Origin of the sequence: Brevibacillus sp. AY1 (assembly GCF_029870785.1) — a bacterium.
GTDB classification, from domain to species: domain Bacteria; phylum Bacillota; class Bacilli; order Brevibacillales; family Brevibacillaceae; genus Brevibacillus; species Brevibacillus invocatus.
In genome coordinates this window covers 115,962-136,187 of sequence record NZ_JAFLPN010000008.1, presented here as the reverse complement: position 1 = coordinate 136,187, position 20,226 = coordinate 115,962, and the positions used below count along the sequence as shown (strand labels likewise).

General features: G+C 50.0%; 18 protein-coding genes and 1 riboswitch. All 18 genes read left to right on the top strand.

Translation table 11 applies throughout. From position 1 onward, the window contains the following. The first annotated feature begins 87 nt into the window (after positions 1-87). Positions 88-189: riboswitch (purine riboswitch) on the top strand. A 120-nt stretch (positions 190-309) separates the two neighbouring features. The 18 genes from JZI27_RS09910 to JZI27_RS09825 all read left to right on the top strand — a co-directional run bounded on the left by JZI27_RS09910 (position 310) and on the right by JZI27_RS09825 (position 20,226). Further along, a complete protein-coding gene (locus JZI27_RS09910; protein WP_280207430.1) occupies positions 310-1,683 on the top strand; it encodes an NCS2 family permease in 1,374 nt (457 codons plus the stop codon). A 118-nt stretch (positions 1,684-1,801) separates the two neighbouring features. Next, on the top strand, positions 1,802-3,295 hold the full coding sequence (locus tag JZI27_RS09905) for a M1 family metallopeptidase (RefSeq protein WP_251245027.1): 1,494 nt from the start codon (positions 1,802-1,804) through the stop codon (positions 3,293-3,295). Positions 3,296-3,338: 43 nt separating this feature from the next. Next, positions 3,339-4,907: a M1 family metallopeptidase gene (locus JZI27_RS09900; RefSeq protein ID WP_280207429.1), complete on the top strand. Its 1,569-nt coding sequence runs from the start codon at positions 3,339-3,341 to the stop codon at positions 4,905-4,907. A gap of 180 nt (positions 4,908-5,087) precedes the next feature. Beyond that, positions 5,088-5,576, top strand: coding sequence for a 5-(carboxyamino)imidazole ribonucleotide mutase (purE, locus tag JZI27_RS09895; RefSeq protein ID WP_122908971.1), 489 nt, complete (start codon positions 5,088-5,090; stop codon positions 5,574-5,576). Continuing rightward, on the top strand, positions 5,573-6,736 hold the full coding sequence (purK, locus tag JZI27_RS09890; protein ID WP_280207428.1) for a 5-(carboxyamino)imidazole ribonucleotide synthase: 1,164 nt from the start codon (positions 5,573-5,575) through the stop codon (positions 6,734-6,736). Before purE ends, purK begins: the two co-directional genes overlap by 4 nt. Beyond that, complete coding sequence (gene purB / locus JZI27_RS09885; RefSeq protein ID WP_122908973.1) at positions 6,733-8,034, top strand: adenylosuccinate lyase; 1,302 nt, start codon at positions 6,733-6,735, stop codon at positions 8,032-8,034. The genes purK and purB overlap by 4 nt, the downstream gene beginning before the upstream one ends. A gap of 226 nt (positions 8,035-8,260) precedes the next feature. After that, the gene (locus tag JZI27_RS09880; RefSeq protein ID WP_122909255.1) at positions 8,261-8,782 is read left to right on the top strand and encodes a sigma-70 family RNA polymerase sigma factor; all 522 of its coding nucleotides are present in this window, start codon (positions 8,261-8,263) and stop codon (positions 8,780-8,782) included. A gap of 114 nt (positions 8,783-8,896) precedes the next feature. Then, the gene (locus tag JZI27_RS09875; protein ID WP_122908974.1) at positions 8,897-9,595 is read left to right on the top strand and encodes a response regulator transcription factor; all 699 of its coding nucleotides are present in this window, start codon (positions 8,897-8,899) and stop codon (positions 9,593-9,595) included. Next, on the top strand, positions 9,592-10,596 hold the full coding sequence (locus JZI27_RS09870; protein ID WP_280207427.1) for a sensor histidine kinase: 1,005 nt from the start codon (positions 9,592-9,594) through the stop codon (positions 10,594-10,596). The genes JZI27_RS09875 and JZI27_RS09870 overlap by 4 nt, the downstream gene beginning before the upstream one ends. Positions 10,597-10,676: 80 nt before the next feature. Then, the gene (locus JZI27_RS09865) at positions 10,677-11,447 is read left to right on the top strand and encodes an ABC transporter ATP-binding protein (RefSeq protein WP_280207426.1); all 771 of its coding nucleotides are present in this window, start codon (positions 10,677-10,679) and stop codon (positions 11,445-11,447) included. Beyond that, positions 11,422-13,311, top strand: coding sequence for an FtsX-like permease family protein (locus tag JZI27_RS09860; RefSeq protein ID WP_122908977.1), 1,890 nt, complete (start codon positions 11,422-11,424; stop codon positions 13,309-13,311). Before JZI27_RS09865 ends, JZI27_RS09860 begins: the two co-directional genes overlap by 26 nt. A 69-nt stretch (positions 13,312-13,380) precedes the next feature. Beyond that, on the top strand, positions 13,381-13,851 hold the full coding sequence (locus JZI27_RS09855; protein WP_251245020.1) for a nucleoside deaminase: 471 nt from the start codon (positions 13,381-13,383) through the stop codon (positions 13,849-13,851). 407 nt (positions 13,852-14,258) lie between these two features. Then, positions 14,259-14,735, top strand: a complete 477-nt coding sequence (locus JZI27_RS09850; RefSeq protein ID WP_122908979.1) for an Lrp/AsnC family transcriptional regulator — start codon at positions 14,259-14,261, stop codon at positions 14,733-14,735. A gap of 111 nt (positions 14,736-14,846) precedes the next feature. Continuing rightward, positions 14,847-16,427, top strand: a complete 1,581-nt coding sequence (locus tag JZI27_RS09845; protein ID WP_280207425.1) for an ABC transporter substrate-binding protein — start codon at positions 14,847-14,849, stop codon at positions 16,425-16,427. Between the two features lie 39 nt (positions 16,428-16,466). Further along, positions 16,467-17,423, top strand: a complete 957-nt coding sequence (locus JZI27_RS09840; protein WP_122908981.1) for an ABC transporter permease — start codon at positions 16,467-16,469, stop codon at positions 17,421-17,423. Then, entirely contained in the window at positions 17,423-18,253 is an 831-nt protein-coding gene (locus JZI27_RS09835) for an ABC transporter permease (protein ID WP_122908982.1), read from the top strand. The genes JZI27_RS09840 and JZI27_RS09835 overlap by 1 nt, the downstream gene beginning before the upstream one ends. Before the next feature lie 18 nt (positions 18,254-18,271). Continuing rightward, complete coding sequence (locus tag JZI27_RS09830; RefSeq protein ID WP_122908983.1) at positions 18,272-19,246, top strand: ABC transporter ATP-binding protein; 975 nt, start codon at positions 18,272-18,274, stop codon at positions 19,244-19,246. After that, positions 19,243-20,226, top strand: a complete 984-nt coding sequence (locus JZI27_RS09825) for an ABC transporter ATP-binding protein (RefSeq protein ID WP_122908984.1) — start codon at positions 19,243-19,245, stop codon at positions 20,224-20,226. The genes JZI27_RS09830 and JZI27_RS09825 overlap by 4 nt, the downstream gene beginning before the upstream one ends.

Sequence of the window (20,226 nt, the reverse complement as noted above, 5' to 3'; positions counted from 1 at the left end):
TAAAAACCGGATGATTTTCGTTATGAAAATAATAACGTTCGTATTTTTCGTTGACAGTATATAAGCTACCTGATACACTTTTCGATGTAAAAGGTAAATATTAAGGTTCGTATATTCCAGAGGATATGGCTCTGGAGTTTCTACCAGGTCGCCGTTAACGACCAGACTACGAACAAAATGTCATCGGGATGTGTTTTCGTTATTATTTTTCGTGATTGGTCCCGCAGCGTTTTGTTTGCAGTCGAGGCGTTACATAGCGTCTCGACCTTTTTATTTGCCACCAAACACAAATTCTGGGGGGACTACTCGGTGCGCAAGTATTTCGAGTTTGACAAACTAGGCACCAATTATCGCCGCGAAATCATCGCGGGAATCACCACATTTCTAGCAATGGCTTACATTCTGGCAGTTAACCCGTTCATTCTCAGCGGTGCGGATCTTCCGCCAGAGCTGAAAGCGAACTATCCTGAATTCGGTGCAGTGTTTACTGCTACCGCACTGGCTGCGGCTATCGGTACATTGCTGATGGCGATTGTCGGTCGTTTGCCAATCGCGCAAGCACCGGGGATGGGTCTGAACGCATTCTTTACGTACACCGTCGTACTGACTATGCAAATTCCTTGGCAACAAGCGCTGGCGGGTGTATTTCTCTCATGTACGATTTTCTTGATTCTGTCTCTGACAGGTGTTCGTGAAGCGATTATCAATGCCATTCCACAAGGTTTAAAATATGCGGTATCCGCAGGTATCGGTCTGTTCATTGCTTTCATCGGTTTGAAAAATGCTGGTATCGTAGTAGCGAACGATGCAACGTTCGTGGCTCTCGGTCACCTTACCTTTTTCCAGGACAACCTGACGCCTGAACAGGTGCTGGCAGCGAAAAATGCTTTGCTCGCGATTTTTGGTCTGATCGTTACGGTGGTCCTGATGACACGCAAAGTAAATGCGGCAATCTTCATCGGGATGCTCGTAACCTGTATAGCTGGTATGATTGTCGGTTTGGTTGATGTTCCTAAAGGAGTTTTTGCAGCTCCACCAAGCTTGGCTCCTACCTTCGGGGCAGCATTTGAATTTTTGGGAGATCCGTCTGTACTGTTTTCCGTAAATATGCTGATCATCGTCCTGACCTTCTTGTTCGTGGACTTTTTCGATGCAACTGGTACTCTCTTGGGTGTAGCCAACCAAGCTGGCTTGCTCAAGGATGGCAAACTGCCTCGTCCAGGCCGCGCACTTGCGTCTGATGCGGTTGCGGGCATGGCGGGTGCTGTGCTGGGGACGTCCACAACAACAGCTTACATCGAGTCGGCTGCAGGGGTAGCTGCAGGGGGCCGCTCCGGTTTTGCTTCTGTCGTGACGGGCTTGATGTTCATCCTGGCGCTGTTCTTCTTCCCGCTGCTTGCAGTTGTTACTTCAGCAGTCACGGCACCAGCATTGATCATCGTAGGAGTATTGATGGCTTCCAGCATCGCGAAGATTGCATGGGATGACCTCGAAGAAGCGTTTCCTGCATTCCTCACGATTCTGATGATGCCACTGACTTACAGCATTGCGACCGGTCTGGCTGCAGGCTTCATCGTTTACCCAGTTCTGAAAGTCATGAAAGGCAAAGCGCGTGAGGTTCATCCAGCGATGTACGTTCTGTTCTTCGTCTTCCTGGCATACTTCATCTGGCTGCGCGAATAGAACAAGTAAAGATTATCAAACGAACGGTTTCCTTCTGGAATGGAGGGAGGCCGTTTTTTGCATTCATATAGTCTTTTATTTCCAGTTTCGGTAGGATAATAGAGAGGGAGGGGTTTGTGTGAAAAAGTGGTGGTCATGCTTGTTCGTCATGGTACTGTTCTGTACGGCTACTGTGTTTCCCAGTGTTACAAGCGGCGAGGAACTGCCAGGTAAAAACCGCTACAGGGCGAATGTCCAGATAGATCCCCTGAGTAAACACGTTGAAGGGAGTATCACCATTCTGTTCAGACCGCAAGATCCCTCACAGATCTACCTACATGTCTATCCGTATGCTTTTGCCGAAAAGAAACAAGGTGAACAGTGGGAGCAACTTTTAGGCAAGGACGCGCTCCCAGGAGCGTATGCTATTACCAAGCTATCAGTAGAAGGACACCCTGTCGAACCGAAACGGCAAGGCACTCTTCTGGAAGTGTCACTGGAATCGGCGAAAGACGCAGTGGAAAAGGCAGGACAAGTCAGGCTGGAGCTTCATTTTGAAATGACTCTTCCTCGCAATAATGGACGCATGTCCTACGACGATCACGCACTTTGGCTGGGCAACTGGCTGCCTGTACTTGCAGTTCATGACAAACAGGGCTGGAATCTGGAGCCATACGAGCCGATCGGGGACCCCTTTTACAGTGAGAACGCGGATTATCAGATACAGGTAACTCTGCCAGACCACTATCAATTGGCGAGTACGGCAGCGGATCAGGAAGCTATGATTAAGGCGACGGCACAGGGGCAAAAGACTTATCAGCTAGAGGCTGGAGACGTTCGTGATTTTGCGCTCGTCATTATGGATCAAACGTATCAAAAATTGGAGACAAAGGCAGATCATACACAGGTGAGAACTTGGTTTCGCTCAAGTGACAATGCAGTGGCAGCAAAGCGTCAGCATGAGGCTGCTTGGCAGTCATTGGCGTACTTCAACAGCCAGTTTGGCGCGTATCCCTATCGCGAATTCGATGTCGTGCGTACAGGCGGAGCGATCAATGGCATGGAGTATCCTGCTATCGTTTTTGTGGATGGAAGCCATTTCTTCTCCGAGAGAGAAAGCACAGTACATACAGTCGTTCACGAAACAGCCCACCAATGGTTTTACGGTATTGTGGGGAATAATCAATGGAAGGATGCTTGGTTGGATGAAGGCTTGACGGAGTACGCTGCCATCGCTTTTCTCTCGGCTAAAGATCCACAATATGGAGCTTATCGGGTATGGGATCGCATGCTGCGAGGAACGACCGTTTCAAGCTATATAGAAGCGAATCTGCGTCCCTGGCAACCACTATCTGCCTTTCCGGACAACCGAAGCTATGGAGATTTGGTCTATTCGCGTCCTTTCTCGATGATGTGGATGCTGCGCGATGCTTGGGGAGAAAAGAAGCTGCATGCGTTTCTGAAGGAGTACGTCCGTACTTATCGATTCGGAGTGGCCACAGGAGAAGATTGGATTGCTTTACTGACAGCAGAAGCCGATGCAGATGCAAAAGATTTTATCGACTATTGGCTGTATCTGAATCCGAAAAAAAGAACGGCTGCAGAGAATTGGTTGGAGAAGCAGCGACAATAGCGTGAGGAAATGAAAGAGTAGCGGATGAAGGCAGGGGATCGCCATGTGGCGAAAAAGTGGAGCACGTGCTGTCTTGCTGGGTGTGGGAATATTATTGGCCGGGATTATGTGGTTAAGGCCATGGTCAGAGGTACAATCGGGAGCTGTTATGAATGAGTCGGTGATTCCGACTGAACAAGGACAGGCAGCTCCCAAGGATGCTGCAACCTACACCGCCGATATGCAGATTGATCCAAAAGCGCATCGGGTGACAGGAACGTTGACAGTCCGATTTGTTCCAAAGGATGATCACGTGTATTTTCATCTTTATCCCAACACATTTCAGAAGGCAGCTGATCTGAGTACGGACTCCTGGGAGCGTGTACTGGGGAAACAGCGGGAGCCAGGAGGCATCCAGATCACGAGCGTACGCGTGAACGGGGAGGATGTGCCTGTCCGCTATCAGGGGCCAACGCAAACACTATTACATGTTCCCATCGCTTCGTCGGGGATGGGGACAGCCGCCCACTCCGAGATCGAAATGCGTTTTCAGCTACAGGTGCCGTACAATAAAGGCAGACTTTCCTATAACGACAATGCCATGTGGCTCGGCAACTGGCTGCCGATTCTGGCGGTCAAGGAGTCCGGCGGTTGGCGGCTTGATCCGTACTCGGCGATTGGTGACCCCTTTTACAGTGAAACAGCGAACTATCATCTGCGGGTACAGCTGGCGGACGAATACCAGTTGGCTACCAGTGGTGTGGAGAGTGTAGCGGTGGTGACTCAGACCCGTCCCCAGCGGCAGACGCTTTACGAGATCGATGCCTTGAACGTTCGTGATCTTGCGATGGTTGTCATGGACGATACCTACCACAAGGTGACAGCAACTGTCGAGGATACGGTAGTACACATATGGTCTCAGGAGGGAGACGATCCTCGGATTGTCAGTCGTCTTCATGAAGCGGCAGAAGGAGCGCTGCGCTACTTTAGCGAGCAGTTTGGTCCGTACCCCTACAAGGAATATGACGTGGTGAAAACGGGCGGATTTTTTGGCGGCATGGAGTACCCCGGAATCGTCTTTATACAGGAAGAGTTTTTCGAAAGGGCTGATCCGATCGGCGATGCTGTCATCGCTCACGAAACAGCACATCAGTGGTTCTATGGGCTGGTAGGCAATGATGAAGTGCGCGAGGCGTGGCTGGACGAGAGCCTGAGCGATTATGCGACATTAGCCTACCTGACTGATGTGAGCCGAAACTCCGCCAATCTGTACATCAAGATGCGCCGGGCCCAATCCCGCGAGGCAGAAGCATACGCGGCAAAAGGGCTTGCGGTTTGGCAGAGTGTCGAACAATTTCCTGATTGGGACAGCTATGTGCGGCTCGTCTACGCACGAGGAGGGGCGATGCTTTGGCATTTAAGTCAGGAATGGGGACAAGAGCGCGTTCATCGGATTTTGCGTCAGTTTGTGAGCCAGCATCAATACGGCCAGGCTAAGGGGCAACAGCTGGTGGAACTGCTCAGTAAAGAGGCCGGGGCTGATGCCACTCCTTTTATCGATTATTGGCTGCATTTGAAGCTGGATCAGCAAGAGCACGCGAAGGCGTGGGTGGAAAAAGGTAAACACGAATGATTGATACAGGTTCATTTTGTAATGTTCGGAATCGAGGTTGACAGGCAAACTTTCTCCCTGCTAAACTGAAGAAGTTGAAAGCAATCAAGTACGTATAGCCCAGGCGATCAGTACGGCTGCCAGATGCCGTTAGTCGGTTGGGCTTTCTATTGAATCCTATACGAGGGGGCGAAAGGTGTCATGACCAAACCATTGGCTGGCGTCATAATGGGTAGTACTTCAGACTGGGAAACAATGAAGGAAGCATGTGCCATTCTGGATGAGTTGCAGGTGCCATATGAAAAGAAGGTGGTATCCGCTCACCGGACTCCGGACTTGATGTTTGAGTACGCACAGACTGCCAAAAGTCGCGGGCTGGAAGTCATCATCGCAGGTGCAGGAGGAGCGGCTCACCTGCCAGGAATGGTTGCGGCGAAGACAGAGCTGCCTGTCATCGGCGTACCGGTCAAGTCATCCAATTTGAATGGACTGGATTCGCTTCTCTCGATTGTGCAGATGCCCGGTGGAGTTCCGGTAGCGACCGTGGCCATTGGCAAAGCGGGAGCGATCAATGCAGGTTTATTGGCTGCTCAAATCCTGGGGATCAAATATCCCGAGATTCAGGAGCGTTTTATGGAAAGACGGGATGCTACACGTCAAAAAGTGCTGGAGGATAGTGATCTGGGATGACACATGCCAAAGACAAGCTGATCAAGCCGGGCGCTACGATTGGAATATTGGGCGGAGGGCAGCTGGGACGGATGATTGCCCTTGCTGGACGAGCCATGGGGTATCGTTTCATTACGATGGATCCGACAGAGGATGCACCGTGTGGCCAGACAGCAGACCGGCAAATCGTCGCGCGTTACGACGATGTGGATGCCGCCATGCAGCTGGCTGCAGTCAGTGATGTGATTTCTTACGAGTTTGAAAATGTGGATGCACAGGTAGCGGAAGTGCTGGAGAGCCAGGCTTACGTGCCACAGGGCAGTCGCCTATTGCGCATTACGCAAAACCGGATTCGCGAAAAGACAGCGATTCAGGAGATGGGGATTCCGGTTGCTCCTTTTCGGGTAGTAGCCAGCCTAGCAGACCTGAAGGAAGCAGTTCGCGAGCTGGGGCTGCCTGCCGTGATGAAGACCGCAACGGGCGGCTACGACGGTAAAGGACAGTGGGTATTGAAGCGTGATGAAGAGCTGGAGGAAGCGTTTGAGACTCTTGCAAAGGCGGGAACAGAGCTGATCGTTGAGCAGTTTGTACCGTTTGAGCTGGAGCTGTCTGTGATCGCCGCGCGCAATCCGGACGGAGAGCTCGCAGTGTTCCCTACAGTAGAGAATATTCACCAGGACAACATTCTTCATCTGACCATTGTTCCCGCGCGTGTTTCCGAGGAAGTCAGGGAGCGGGCCGAAAAAATCGCCCGAACGATCGTGGACAAGCTGGATGTGGTAGGTCTGCTTGCTATCGAAATGTTTCTTACCGCAGATGGACAGCTGTTCGTGAACGAGCTGGCCCCACGCCCGCACAATTCCGGTCATTATACGATGGAAGCCTGTGTGACCTCACAGTTTGAACAACACGTACGGGCTGTCTGCAACCTTCCTTTGGGATCGACAGAGTTGCTCTCACCTGTCGTGATGGTTAATATACTGGGTGAGCATCTGCAGCCTGTTCTGGATCGTGTGGACGAGCTGCCGCGTTCGGCCAAGCTTCACTTGTACGGCAAGGCAGAAAGCAAGGAAAAACGGAAAATGGGCCACCTCAATGTACTTGCCCCGTCCGTAGATGAAGCACTCCACTTGATCGATAAGCTGGAAATCTGGAGTACAAAAACGGAGGTACAATCATGATTGATCGTTATTCGCGACCAGAAATGCGCGCTATTTGGACAGAAGAAAACAAGTTTAAGGCATGGCTGGAAGTAGAAATTCTCGCATGTGAAGCATGGTCCAAGCTGGGTGTCATCCCCGAAGAAGACGTGAAAAAGCTGTGGGAAAACGCGAGCTTTGATATTGAGCGCATTTATGAGATTGAGCAGGAGACTCGTCATGACGTCGTTGCCTTTACGCGCGCTGTATCCGAAACTCCCGCGCTGGGCGAGGAGAAAAAATGGGTTCACTACGGGCTGACCTCCACAGATGTCGTCGATACAGCACTCTCGTATCTGCTGCGCCAGGCCAACGAGATTTTGGAAAAAGATATTGAGGATTTCATTGCCATTCTCGCGGACAAAGCGCGTGAGCATAAAGATACCGTGTGCATGGGCAGAACGCATGGCGTCCATGCGGAGCCGACTACCTTTGGTCTGAAGCTCGCTCTCTGGCATGAAGAGATGAAGCGCAATCTGGCCCGTTTCCGCGCTGCCAAGCAGGAAGTAGCTTACGGCAAAATCTCGGGGGCAGTAGGAACCTACGCCAATATCGATCCTTTCGTTGAAAAATATGTATGCGAAAAGCTGGGCTTGTCCGCAGCTCCGATCTCCACGCAAACCCTGCAGCGTGACCGTCATGCTGAATACATGGCGACACTGGCTCTGATTGCGACCTCGCTGGAGAAGTTCGCGACTGAAATCCGCGGTTTGCAAAAGAGTGAGATGCGCGAAGTGGAGGAGGCATTTGCCAAGGGGCAAAAAGGTTCTTCCGCTATGCCACACAAACGCAACCCAATCGGCAGTGAGAACATTTGCGGTCTGTCTCGAGTCATTCGCGGACATATGCTGTCTGCTTATGAAAATGTTCCGCTCTGGCATGAGCGCGATATCTCCCATTCTTCCGTGGAGCGTGTCATTCTGCCGGATGCGACGATGCTGCTGAACTACATGCTACGCCGCTTTGGAAACATCGTGAAAAACCTGACCGTTTTCCCTGAAAACATGAAGCGCAACATGGACCGTACTTTTGGTTTGATCTACTCGCAGCAGGTCATGCTGAAGCTGATCGAAAAAGGCATGAGCCGCGAGAAGGCGTATGATACCGTACAGCCTCGCGCCATGCAAGCGTGGGAAGAACAACGCTCCTTCCGCGCGATTGTGGAAGAGGATGCGACGGTTACCGCTACCTTGACTAAGGAAGAGCTGGATTCCTGCTTCGACTACCGCTACCACCTCAAGCACGTAGACACGATTTTTGAACGTCTCGGCTTGCTGTAAGCAGTTCATCGATTACAACAACAGCCTGGCAAACTCATGCCGGGCTTTTTGCTGTCTCTTGAACGCGCTTGTTGCTTCCCTCAGCCTTGATTACGCCACGATAAAGGTTTTCTTACAAAAGTGTAAGGTTCCTGAAAGTTAACTCGATGGTACCCATTTCCGCTCTCTTTTAGAATGAAGTCAAGAATGAGGAAATGGGAGATCGATGATGAATACCATGAATGCTATGAACACCGTAAGAATGTATCCGCAACTGGATCATCAGCAAATATACGAAGAGTACTCTGATAAAATACATCGCTATTTTCGTTACCGGGTGAAAAATGTTTGGGACGTGGAAGACCTGACGACCACTGTTTTCATCAAGGTTTACTCCAAACTGGAGCAGTATGATCGACGCCATCCGTTTGGTGCCTGGATATTCCGGATTGCTCACAATACGCTGATTGACTACATGCGCAAAAAGCGGGAGTGTCCGGTGGATCAGGATATGTTCTGCTCGATCAAAGCTACAGATGAGCAAGAGCTTCCGGAGGAGAGCCTTCTGACACAAGAGACGACAGAAGGGCTGTGGAAGCAGGTACATACGTTGACAGTGGATCAACGGAATGTGATTTCACTGCGCTACTTGGCTGACCTGCGCATGAACGAGATCGCTCAGATTCTCGGCAAGACAGAAGCCTCGGTGAAGATCCTGCATTTTCGCGGCATTCGAAAGCTGCAACAGATGATGACTGTCCAAAACTAGGGATGGAGGAGCTCCATCCTTTTTTGCCTTGCCCCCTCTCAAGCATTGGCGTAGACGAAATTTCTAAGTATAGTTAAGGGATGAGGAAACGCGAGATGAGAGGAGCACGCTTTCATGTCAACGATCATGATCGTAGAAGACGATCCGAAAATTAACCAACTACTGCAAAATCAGCTGGAGAAGTACGGCTATCATATTGTGAACATCGAGCAGTTTGATCGTGTCATGGACATTTTTTCCGAAGCAAGGCCCGATTTGGTCTTGCTCGATGTCAATTTGCCAAAGTTCGACGGTTTTTACTGGTGCAGGCAAATGAGGCAGGTGTCCAACTGTCCGATTCTCTTTATCTCGGCGAGAGAGAGCAAGATGGACCAGGTCATGGCGCTGGAGAACGGAGCAGATGACTACATTACCAAGCCATTTGATTATGATGTTGTGCTGGCGAAGATTCGCAGCCAGCTGCGTCGCGCCTATGGCTTGTACGCTCCGCAGGAAGGGGAGCGGACGGTGGAGGTTGCAGGGCTCAGGCTCTACCTGGAGCGGATGGAGCTGTCCATGCATGAGCACAAGATTGAATTGAGCAAAAAGGAAGCGTTGCTGTTGGAAGCGCTGATGAACCAGTTTCCGCGAGTCGTGAGCCGGGAGCGATTGTTGGAAAAGCTATGGGATGAGCAGTTTGTGGATGAAAATACATTGAACGTGTACATTACGCGCGTGCGCGCCAAATTGAAGGACCTGGGACTGGACGGTGCTGTGGAGACGGTACGCGGTTCCGGCTATCGATTGAAGGCCACCTGGGAGGATCTGCAATGAAGCTGTTCCTCAGGGATCAATGGGCTTTTGCCGCTTTTTTCGTGGTTCAGCTGATCTTGCTGCTGTTGATCTTTGCGCTGGACGGGTACTGGAATACCTCGCTGATGATCTACGCAATCTTCCTCTCCCTTTTCTTTTCAGGTGGATTCTTGCTTAGCCGTTACCTGACACACCGGACGATCTATCAGCGGCTGAGCAATCCGGTCCAATCTCTGGAGGAGCTGACGCAGTCACATGGCAATGCTCCTTTGTGCCGAGCAATGGACGAGAATTGCCTGGAGCAGTATCGGCTGTACAAGGAAGAGCTGCACGCGTATGAAAACAAGCAGCGGGACCATATTACGTTTATCCAGCAGTGGGTGCATCAGATGAAGACGCCACTTTCGGTCATTCATCTGCTCCTGCAGGATGACGACGATCCGAAGTCGGAGAGTGTGCGAGAGGAAGTAGACCGTCTGAAGCGAGGGCTGGAGACCATCTTGTACCTGGCGCGACTGGATCGATTCGAGCAGGATTTCCTGATCGAGCCGGTGAATCTGCGGACGCTCGTGCAGGAAGCGGTGGCGGAAAACAAGCGGCTGTTTATTCGCAATCAGGTGTATCCTGAGTTGCAGATCGACGAGCATTGGTCAGTCGAGTCGGATGATAAGTGGCTCTCTTTTGTCCTGAATCAGCTGCTGATCAATGCTGTGCGATATTCCGCAGGGAAGAGCAACAAAGTGACGATACGGGCTTATGAACGCGGCTCGCAGGTTGTGCTGGAGGTTCAGGATTACGGGATTGGTATACCTCGCGAAGATATTCGACGCGTGTTTCAACCGTATTTTACAGGGGAAAATGGGCGTAAATATGCGGAGTCTACCGGCATGGGGCTCTATTTGGTCAAGGAAATCTGCGGAAAGCTCAATCACGCAGTCGAGCTGGAGTCCATGGTGGACGCGGGAACAACGGTACGTGTGGTCTTGTCTGCTGTTGTACCAACCAACCTTACAAGATCGTAAGCTAGCTGAAAGTTAATTCGATAGTTGTCAGCTAGCTGCCTCTTTATAGTAGAGGGAGGGTCATGAAGGAGGCAAGGTTTATGGATATGCTGCAAGTGAAAAGCTTGAGCAAAATATATGGTGGTAAAGTGACATACCGCGCATTGACTGATATAGATTTTACGATCAACAAAGGAGAGTTCGTCGGGATCATGGGCCCATCAGGCAGTGGAAAGACGACTCTTTTAAACATGATATCGACTATTGATTCTCCCACGTCTGGAGAAGTGCTGCTCAATGGCACCAATCCGCATCTGCTGAAAAAGTCAAAGCTGGCTTTGTTTCGGCGCCGAGAGCTCGGCTTTGTCTTTCAGGACTTCAATCTGCTGGATACGTTGACGCTGGGGGAGAATATCGTCTTGCCGTTGACGCTGGACGGGGAAAACGTGCATGTCATGGAGGAAAAGCTGCACGCTGTGGCGATCAAGCTGGGAATTCAGGACATTCTGGAAAAGTTTACGTATGAAGTATCAGGGGGCCAAAGGCAACGTGCAGCAATCGCCCGAGCGATTATTCACTCGCCGTCCCTGCTGTTGGCAGATGAGCCGACGGGCAACCTCGATTCCAAATCCTCACGAAAAGTAATGGAGACACTGGAGGCACTCAACAAGCAGGATCAGGTGACGACCATGATGGTGACCCACGATGCTTTGGCTGCCAGCTACTGTCACCGCGTCATTTTTATCAAGGACGGTCAGTTCCATAACGAGATGTATCGCGGGGAAAACAGGCAGGCTTTTTTCCAGAAGATTATTGACGCGCTGTCTTTCTTGGGAGGGAACACCTATGACCTTTCGACAATTCGCGTTTAACAATGTCTCAAGGAACAAAAGAACCTACGCAGCGTTTTTCCTGAGCAGCGTCTTTTCGGTGATGATCTTTTTCGTCTATGCCATGTTTATTTTCCATCCGGGCATTGCAGATGAGGCGATACACGAATCTGTAGCTACCGGGATGATGGTGGCTGAATACGTGATCTTCCTGTTCGCTTTTTTCTTTCTCTTTTATTGTGTAGGCGCTTTTTTAAAGAAGAGGGAGAAAGAGTTCGGGATCTTGTTCATGCACGGGATGACCCCGTTGCAGCGCAATTTGCTGATTTTCATGGAAAATATGTTGATTGGCGTGGTTTCGATTCTGTTTGGCATCGTCTTGGGGATGGTATTGGCCAAGCTGTTTTTCCAGTTCGCCGGATTTCTCCTCGACGTGCAGGCGCTGCCCTTTTATTGGGCTTGGAAAGCGATTGGACTGACAGCAGTTGCCTTTCTGGTCCTGTTTGCTGCAATCTCGGTATTTACTGTTCTGTTCTTGCGCAAACGCAGCTTGCTGGAATTGCTGCAGGGCAGTCAGCGTCCCAAGAAGGAGCCTAAGGCATCTGTCTCGCTTTCGGTGCTGGCTGCTATGCTTTTGGGGCTGAGCTACCTGCTCGCGCTCACGGCAGAAGGGATTTATGTGCCGGTGCTGCTCATGCCGGTTACGGCGATGACCATCGGTGGAACGTATCTGTTGTTTACACAACTGAGTGTATTCGCGATCGGGATGATGAAAAAGAAGCGCTTCTTCTACTGGAAGCGCACCAATCTCTTGACTCTGTCGGATATGGCGTATCGGATGAAAGACAATGCACGCATGTTCTTTCTCGTATCGATCGTCTCGACCATCGCGTTTTGTGCGATTGGCACGCTGGCTGCTCTGGCAGGCTCGATTCAGGAAACCGTAGTGCGTACGAATCCTTTTGCTTTCGAATACCAATCCAAGCGTGACAATGCTGAGGAGCAAAAGCATCTGTCCATGCTGGAAAACAGGCTGGAGCAAGCGGGCTACACCTACGAGAAGCATATGTTGAAGATGCGGGTACTGCCGAACGAGGTGGAAGGCGAGCAGGTCGGCGTAGTGAAGCTGGCGCAGTACAATCAGTTTGCGTTGGCAGCCAATGCCGACAGCATCACCGTGGGGGACCAGGAAGCCTTTTTGTTTGTCCGTTGGTTTGGCGATTCTATTGAAAGCTCGACCCTGCATGTAGGAGATAGCATCCTGAGAGTAAAATCCAATGCATCGGTGATTCCTTTGGCCAGTGGTCTAGGCTTTGAACGTCTGGCTGTCGTGCCGGATGCGGTATACGATCAACTGGAGGAGCTGGAGGAAGAGTCCCTCTACGGCTACAACGTCCCCAAATGGAAAGAGACCAAAGAGATCAGCTTGAATCTGGAAGAGAAAATCGGCAGGTGGGACGAGGAAGGAAAGTACTACTTCTCGACCCGCGCGCCCGTCTACTATTCCATGAAGCAAATGGCGAACACCGCTTTGTTTATCGGATTGTTCGTCGGTGTGCTGTTCTTTGTGGCCGCAGCCAGCTTTCTCTACTTCCGTTTGTACACCGATCTGGAGAATGACAAACGGCAGTATGGGGCTATATCCAAGATCGGGATGACGGAGAGCGAGCTGACCCGCATTGTCACCATTCAGATCGCGCTTTTGTTCTTTGTTCCCATCCTGGTGGCAATCGCGCATAGTATTGTCGCGTTCGTTTCGTTGCAAAGCTTTTTGAAGCTCATGCTCATCACATCGGTAGTCAAACCGACAGCTATCGTGTTGCTCAGCTTTGTCGTCGTACAGGCGATTTACTTCTGGATCATCCGCAACCGCTATCTGTTCCATTTGAAGCGTTCCGTATTTTAGCGTTTGTTCTTTTGCATAGATGGAGAATCATAGAATAGAACAGGACTCGATCTGGCAGGAGGAGATAGGATGCATCAGAATCAATGGATGGACCAAGCTATTTCACTGGCTTTGGAAAATGTTTTGAACAGTCATGGAGGGCCATTCGGGGCTGTCATTATCCGGGATGGACAGGTTGTCGGGACAGGTCGCAATGAGGTTACGACAAACAACGATCCTACTGCACATGCTGAGGTACAGGCGATCCGGGATGCATGTCGCAATCTGAATACCTTCCAATTGACCGATTGCGAGCTTTACACGAGCTGCGAGCCCTGCCCGATGTGCCTTGGAGCTATCTATTGGGCGCGTTTGCACAAGGTTTACTTCTCCGGGACCAAAGAAGAAGCGGCCCAAGCCGGTTTTGACGACCATTTTATCTATGAACAAATTGAGCAGCCTTTCGAGAGTCGCTCCATTCCCTTTGAACGGGTACAGCCGGAAAAAGGCAAAGAACCGTTCCAGGCCTGGACATCCTCGCAAAGTCGGATTCGTTATTAAACCACATGAAAAGGGGCTTCCCTTGCAGCGCAACAGGCTGCTTGAGGAAGCCTTTGCTGTTTTAGGTAAACCATGGCTGTGTAGACGAGATTTGCTTGTGCGCAAATGTTATCACAAGCGATGAGTTGGGAGATTGTTCTCAACTCATTTTTTATTCCATTCACAATGAATAAGTGGGCAATAATGACTCAATTTCCAACAAAACATATACTTTCGTGAAATATTATTAACGAAAATTAAAATTGAAAACGCTTTCAACAGCAAATTTTCAGAAAAAGTGTTGATAATTGTCGATATTCGTATTATAGTTACTTCTACAATAACGCAATTCGACGAAAAAATGTTTTTTGACGACTAACTTATGCTATTTCTGGTAAACTACAAGTCGAAATATGGTAGGTGTATGGATGGAAGAAAAATTTCGGAGATCTCTTTACCCTGAATTGGACGACATCGATTATGGCATTGTACGAGCTTTGCAGGAAAACGCGCGATTGCCTTTTACTACGATCGCGAAGGAACTGGGTGTGACCGAGAAGACCATTCGGATGCGCGTCCAACAGATGCAGGATGATGGTGTCCTCAGTCTGGTAGGCATCGTCAATCCCGTAAAAGCAGGTTTGAACGTAGAATCGTTCATTCAAATTGCTGTCGAAGCGGACAAGCTCGACGATGTGGTCGAAGTGTTAAATGGAATTGTAGAAGTCAGACTGATTGTGTTAACGACAGGTGATTATCAGCTTTTCATTCAAATACTAGTGAGAAACTACGAAGAATTAGCACAATTCCTCATGAAAAAGTTGAATAAAGTCCCTGGTGTCACGCGAGTTAACGTGATCAACGAATTAAAAATACTGAAATCCAAGTTTAAGTTTGTTCGCTAATGGGGATAGACATTGGAAGGGGGAATGCCATTTACGCGGATAGTGGGCTTGGGGGATCTTTTATTACCAAACTGTCAGAATAATATATAAAAAGAGAGAAGGGGAAATCTTATGTTTTCAAAGAAAATGAACAAAACATTGATAAGCGCCGTCTTGGGCACCATGCTTTTGGTAACCGGATGCGGCGGCGGTAGCGGTAGCAGTGCACCAGCACCTAGCGACAGCAACAACGCTGGCACAGCAGCTCCAGCACCATCCAATGAAAAGAAAGTTCTGAATATCGGACTGAAGGCAGATCCGCCATCGATGGATCCGACAATCTCCACTTCGTTGTACGATCGCCAAGTATACGCGAGCCTGTATGACAAACTGTTCGAAATTGCTCCAGACGGAAAAATCGTACCGATGCTCGTGGATACCTATGAAGTATCAGCAGACGGTAAGACTTATACATTCAAGTTGAAAAAAGGTGTCAAGTTCCATGACGGTACAGATTTTAACGCCGAAGCGGTTAAGTTCAACTTCGAGCGCAACCTGACAACCGAAAAATCCAAGCGCAAGGGCGATCTGAAATACGTAGAAGCGGTCAACGTGGTAGACAATGACACGGTGACTGTACAATTGAAAGAGCCATTCGCGCCATTCCTGTCCGTTCTTACTGACCGCGCAGGGATGATGGTATCTCCTACAGCAGCAAAAGAAAAAGGGGACGACTACCTCAATGCGCCAGTAGGTACAGGCCCATTCGTTTTCGTGAAACAGGTGAAAGGCGACAGCGTAAGCCTGAAAAAGAACGAAAACTACTGGAACGGCGAAGTGAAGCTGGACGAAGTAAACTACAAAGTATTTACAAACGGTACAGCAAAAGTACAAAACCTGCGCTCCGGCATGCTGGACATCATCGACGAGACGCCAACCAAGGAAATCCCGGCTGTCGAGGGAGATGCCAACCTGCAATTGATCGCAGAATCGGGCATGGGCTACCAAGGCTTGCACTTTAACAATACCCAAGCGCCATTCGACAACAAATACCTGCGTGCCGCTGTGGATCGCGCTATTGACCGCGAAGCATTGGTTAAAGTGCTGTTCAATAACTACGCAGCACCAGCTCGCACTGCATTTGCAAAAGGAAGCCTGGCTTACAACGAGGAATTGAACAAACCGGTTGCGCCAAACGCAGATGAAATCAAGGACTTGCTGGCTAAAGGTGGTAAGTCGGACGGTTTTGAATTCAAGTTGTTGATCACCACAGCGCCTGAGAATGAACAACTGGGTGCAGTCATTCAAAACATGTTGAAACAACACGGCATCAATGCTGTACTGGAAAAAGTTGAGTATGGTCAATTGCTGGAAGCGGGAAGCAAAGGTGACTTCCAAGCGATGCAGCTCGGTTGGTCTGGCCGTCAAGACCCAGATGGTAACTTCCACGATTTCGTAGTAACAGGCAACACAAACAACTACGGCCGCATCAGCGTACCACAACTGGATGAACTGGTTCTGAAAGCACGTGCTGAGCAAGATGAAGCGAAACGTAAAGCTCTCTATGACGAAGCAACTAAAGTGGCTCAAGACGAAGCGGTTTACGCATACATGTACCACCAATACGTGCTCATCGGCATGAACAAGAAAGTAACTGGCTTCACCTATGTACCAGACGGTCTGATCCGTACAGCTACACTGGACAAGCAATAAGGTTACAAGATTAATCAACTAGAGTGAGGGGGAATTGTCATGATGTTCGTAGTTAGACGCCTTATGCTGACAATCCCGATTCTCCTCCTGGTGTCGATTATGACGTTTTCCTTGATTCATATGATCCCGGGCGACCCTGCCCGGGTCATTTTAGGACAAGAAGCGACACCGGAAGCGTATCAGGCACTGCGTACAGAGTTAGGACTGGACAAGCCGATCGTAGAGCAGTATTTTTCCTGGTTGGGAAAAGTAGTGCAGGGAGATTTGGGAATGTCGATTACGGACAGAGTTCCGGTCTCCGAGTTGATCTTGCAGCGATTACCTGCGACTGTAGAATTGACGATCGGGACGTTTATCGTAGCGATCCTCATTGCCTTTCCAGCGGGAATTCTGGCTGCAGTTCGACGCGGAACTTGGGTTGATTATACGAGTACATTTGCCGCACTGGGCGGTATGAGTATCCCCAGCTTCTGGCTGGCGATGATGATGATTATTTTCTTTGCGGTTGAGAATCAATGGCTGCCTTCCTCAGGTTATGTGCCATTTTCCGAAAATCCGGCGCAAAACCTGATGGCGATGATCTTGCCATGTGTCGCTACCGGGCTTCGTGAATCTGCGGTATTGATGCGGATGTTGCGTTCGTCCTTGCTAGATGTCGTAAATATGGACTTCATTCGTACAGCTAAAGCGAAAGGCTTGAACGAAGCACGCACGATTTTGGGACATGCTCTGCGGAATGCGATGGTACCGGTCATCACGACCTCTGGTTTGATGATTGCAGGACTTTTAGGCGGTCTGGTCATCACGGAATCCATTTTCTCCATTCCAGGATTCGGACGTCTGATTGTGGAGTCGGTATTCAAACGCGACTACGTAACGGTACAAGGTGCAATTCTGGTTTCCGCCATTCTGGTCGTTCTCGTCAACCTGGTTGTTGACATCCTGTATGCGGTCATCGACCCACGTATCAAATCCGGGAAAGGAGCGGGCGAATAATGAGAACTTTTAACAAATTCCTCCGCAACGGATTGGGTCTTATCGGGGCAATCATTATCTTGGCCCTGATCATTGTGGCTATTTTTGCACCGTATATTGCTCCATTTGACCCCAATGAGCAAGATTACAACAAGATTTTAATGGAACCGAATGCGGAGCATTGGTTTGGAACAGACGATCTAGGTCGAGACATCTTTTCCCGCGTCGTATACGGTGCGCGTATTTCGATCCAGGCAGCCCTTATTTCTGTAGGGATTGCCATGCTGATCGGTGTGCCCATTGGACTCTTGTCTGGTTATTATCGCGGTTTCTGGGACGAGTGGATCGTCATGCGCTCAGTGGATGCGATGCAGGCGTTTCCGTTTTTGATTTTGGCTTTGGCTATTTCCGCTGTACTTGGTTCAGGCTTCGGGAATGCCATGCTGGCGATCGGTATCGGATTTTCGCCGGCCTTTGTACGTATTACCCGTGGTCAGGTGTTATCCTTGCGAAACATGGAGTACATCCATGCGGCTCGTTCGGTCGGGGTCAAGGACGCCCGAATCATTTTCCGTCACATCCTGCCGAATGCGATGAACCCGATCATGATTCAGGCGACCTTGGCAATGGCATCTGGTATTATTGCAGAAGCGTCTCTCTCCTATCTGGGATTGGGCGTACAGCCGCCGACGCCATCTTGGGGAAGTATGCTGAACCATGCACAAAGCCTGATGTCCGTCGCGCCTTATGCAACGTTTTATCCCGGTATTGCAATCTTTTTGGTCGTGCTAGGATTTAACTTGTTGGGAGATGGACTACAACAGGTATTGGACCCTCGGGCACGTAAATAGAATAAAGGAGTGGAGCAGATGACGACGATCTTGGAAGTTGAACAACTGAGAACCCGGTTTCGCACGGACAACGGTGTCGTCAGTGTCGTTGACGGCGTCGACTTCTCCATCCGTGCCGGCGAGACGCTGGGCGTTGTGGGTGAATCGGGCTGTGGAAAAAGCGTAACCAGCCTATCCATCATGCGCCTATTACCTCCAAACGGAAATTCCGGAGGTACGATCCGTTTCAATGGCAAGAACGTGTTGGAGCTGTCGGAGAAAGAAATGCAATCCGTGCGTGGAAACGAAATCGCGATGATTTTTCAAGAGCCCATGACATCGCTGAATCCACTGCATACGGTGGGCAAACAAATTGAAGAAGCAGTCATCCTGCATACAGGAGCAAGCCAACAACAGGCCAAAGAGCGGGCTATTGCCATGTTAAAGGCAGTAGGTATGCCGCGCGCCGAAGAAATTTATGGCGAATTCCCTCACCAGCTGTCAGGTGGTATGCGCCAGCGTGTCATGATTGCCATGGCCATGTCTTGTGATCCCAAGCTGATTATCGCTGACGAGCCGACTACGGCGCTGGACGTAACCATTCAGGCACAGATTCTGGATCTGATGCGCGACTTGAAGGAAAAGACCGGCACTTCGATCATGTTGATTACGCACGACCTGGGTGTCGTCGCGGAAATGTGTGATCGGGTAATTGTCATGTACGCTGGTCAGGTTGTGGAAGAAACGGATGTAGAGACGCTTTTTGAGAATCCCAAGCATCCGTACACCATCGGATTGATGAATTCCATCCCCGATCTGGAGGATGAACGAGAGTATCTGGAGACCATTCCTGGCTCTGTGCCATTGGCTCATCAGATGCCGAAGGGCTGCCGTTTTGCTCCTCGCTGCTCCAAGGTGATGCCAGTATGTGAAGAAAAAGCACCTGAGCTATTGCAGCTGGAAGGGCATAAATGCCGTTGCTGGTTGTATGCGGAGGAGGGAGAACAGGCATGACGACACCTCTATTGGAAGTAAAAGGACTACAGCAGCATTTCCCGATCAAGGGCGGGTTCTTGAAAAAGACGACCGGCTATGTAAAAGCGGTAGACGGAATTGATCTGCAGGTGTATCCTGGTGAAACCTTGGGTATTGTAGGCGAGTCCGGCTGCGGAAAATCGACGACAGGTCGCAGCATTCTGCGTTTGCTGGAGCCAACAGCAGGTGAGGTTTGGTTCGATGGCAAGGACTTGGCGAAGCTGCCGAAGGAAGAAATGCGCCGGATGCGCAAGGATCTGCAAATGATTTTCCAGGATCCATACGCGTCACTGAATCCACGAATGACGATCAAGCAGATTCTGATGGAATCCTTGATGGTCCACAACATTGGGACGACAGAAGAACGTTTAAAGACGATTGAAGAAATTATCGAGATTGTGGGACTGCGCAAAGAGCATCTGAATCGCCATCCACATGATTTTTCGGGAGGCCAACGCCAGCGTATCGGAATTGCCCGAGCGTTGGTCGTAAAGCCAAAGCTGATTATTGCTGACGAGCCGGTTTCTGCTTTGGACGTGTCGATTCAATCACAAGTGCTCAATCTGTTGAAGGATCTGAGAAAAGAATTTAATCTGACATTGATGTTCATTTCCCATGATCTGTCCGTAGTCAAACATCTTTGTGATCGGATCGCAGTTATGTACCTGGGCAGGGTAGTCGAAATTGCTGACAAGCGCACTTTGTTTGAAAACCCGAGCCATCCGTATACACGGGCATTGCTGTCTGCCGTACCGGTGGCCAAACCACGACAAAAGCGGGAGCGGATTTTACTGACGGGCGATTTGCCAAGCCCCGCAAATCCACCTAGTGGCTGTACTTTCCACCCGCGTTGTCCATACGCAACGGAAATTTGTAAGTCGAAGGTGCCTAGTCTGGCTGACATTGGTGCTGGCCAGTTGGTTTCCTGCCATCTGGTTCAATCAGGGGAACTGCAATAG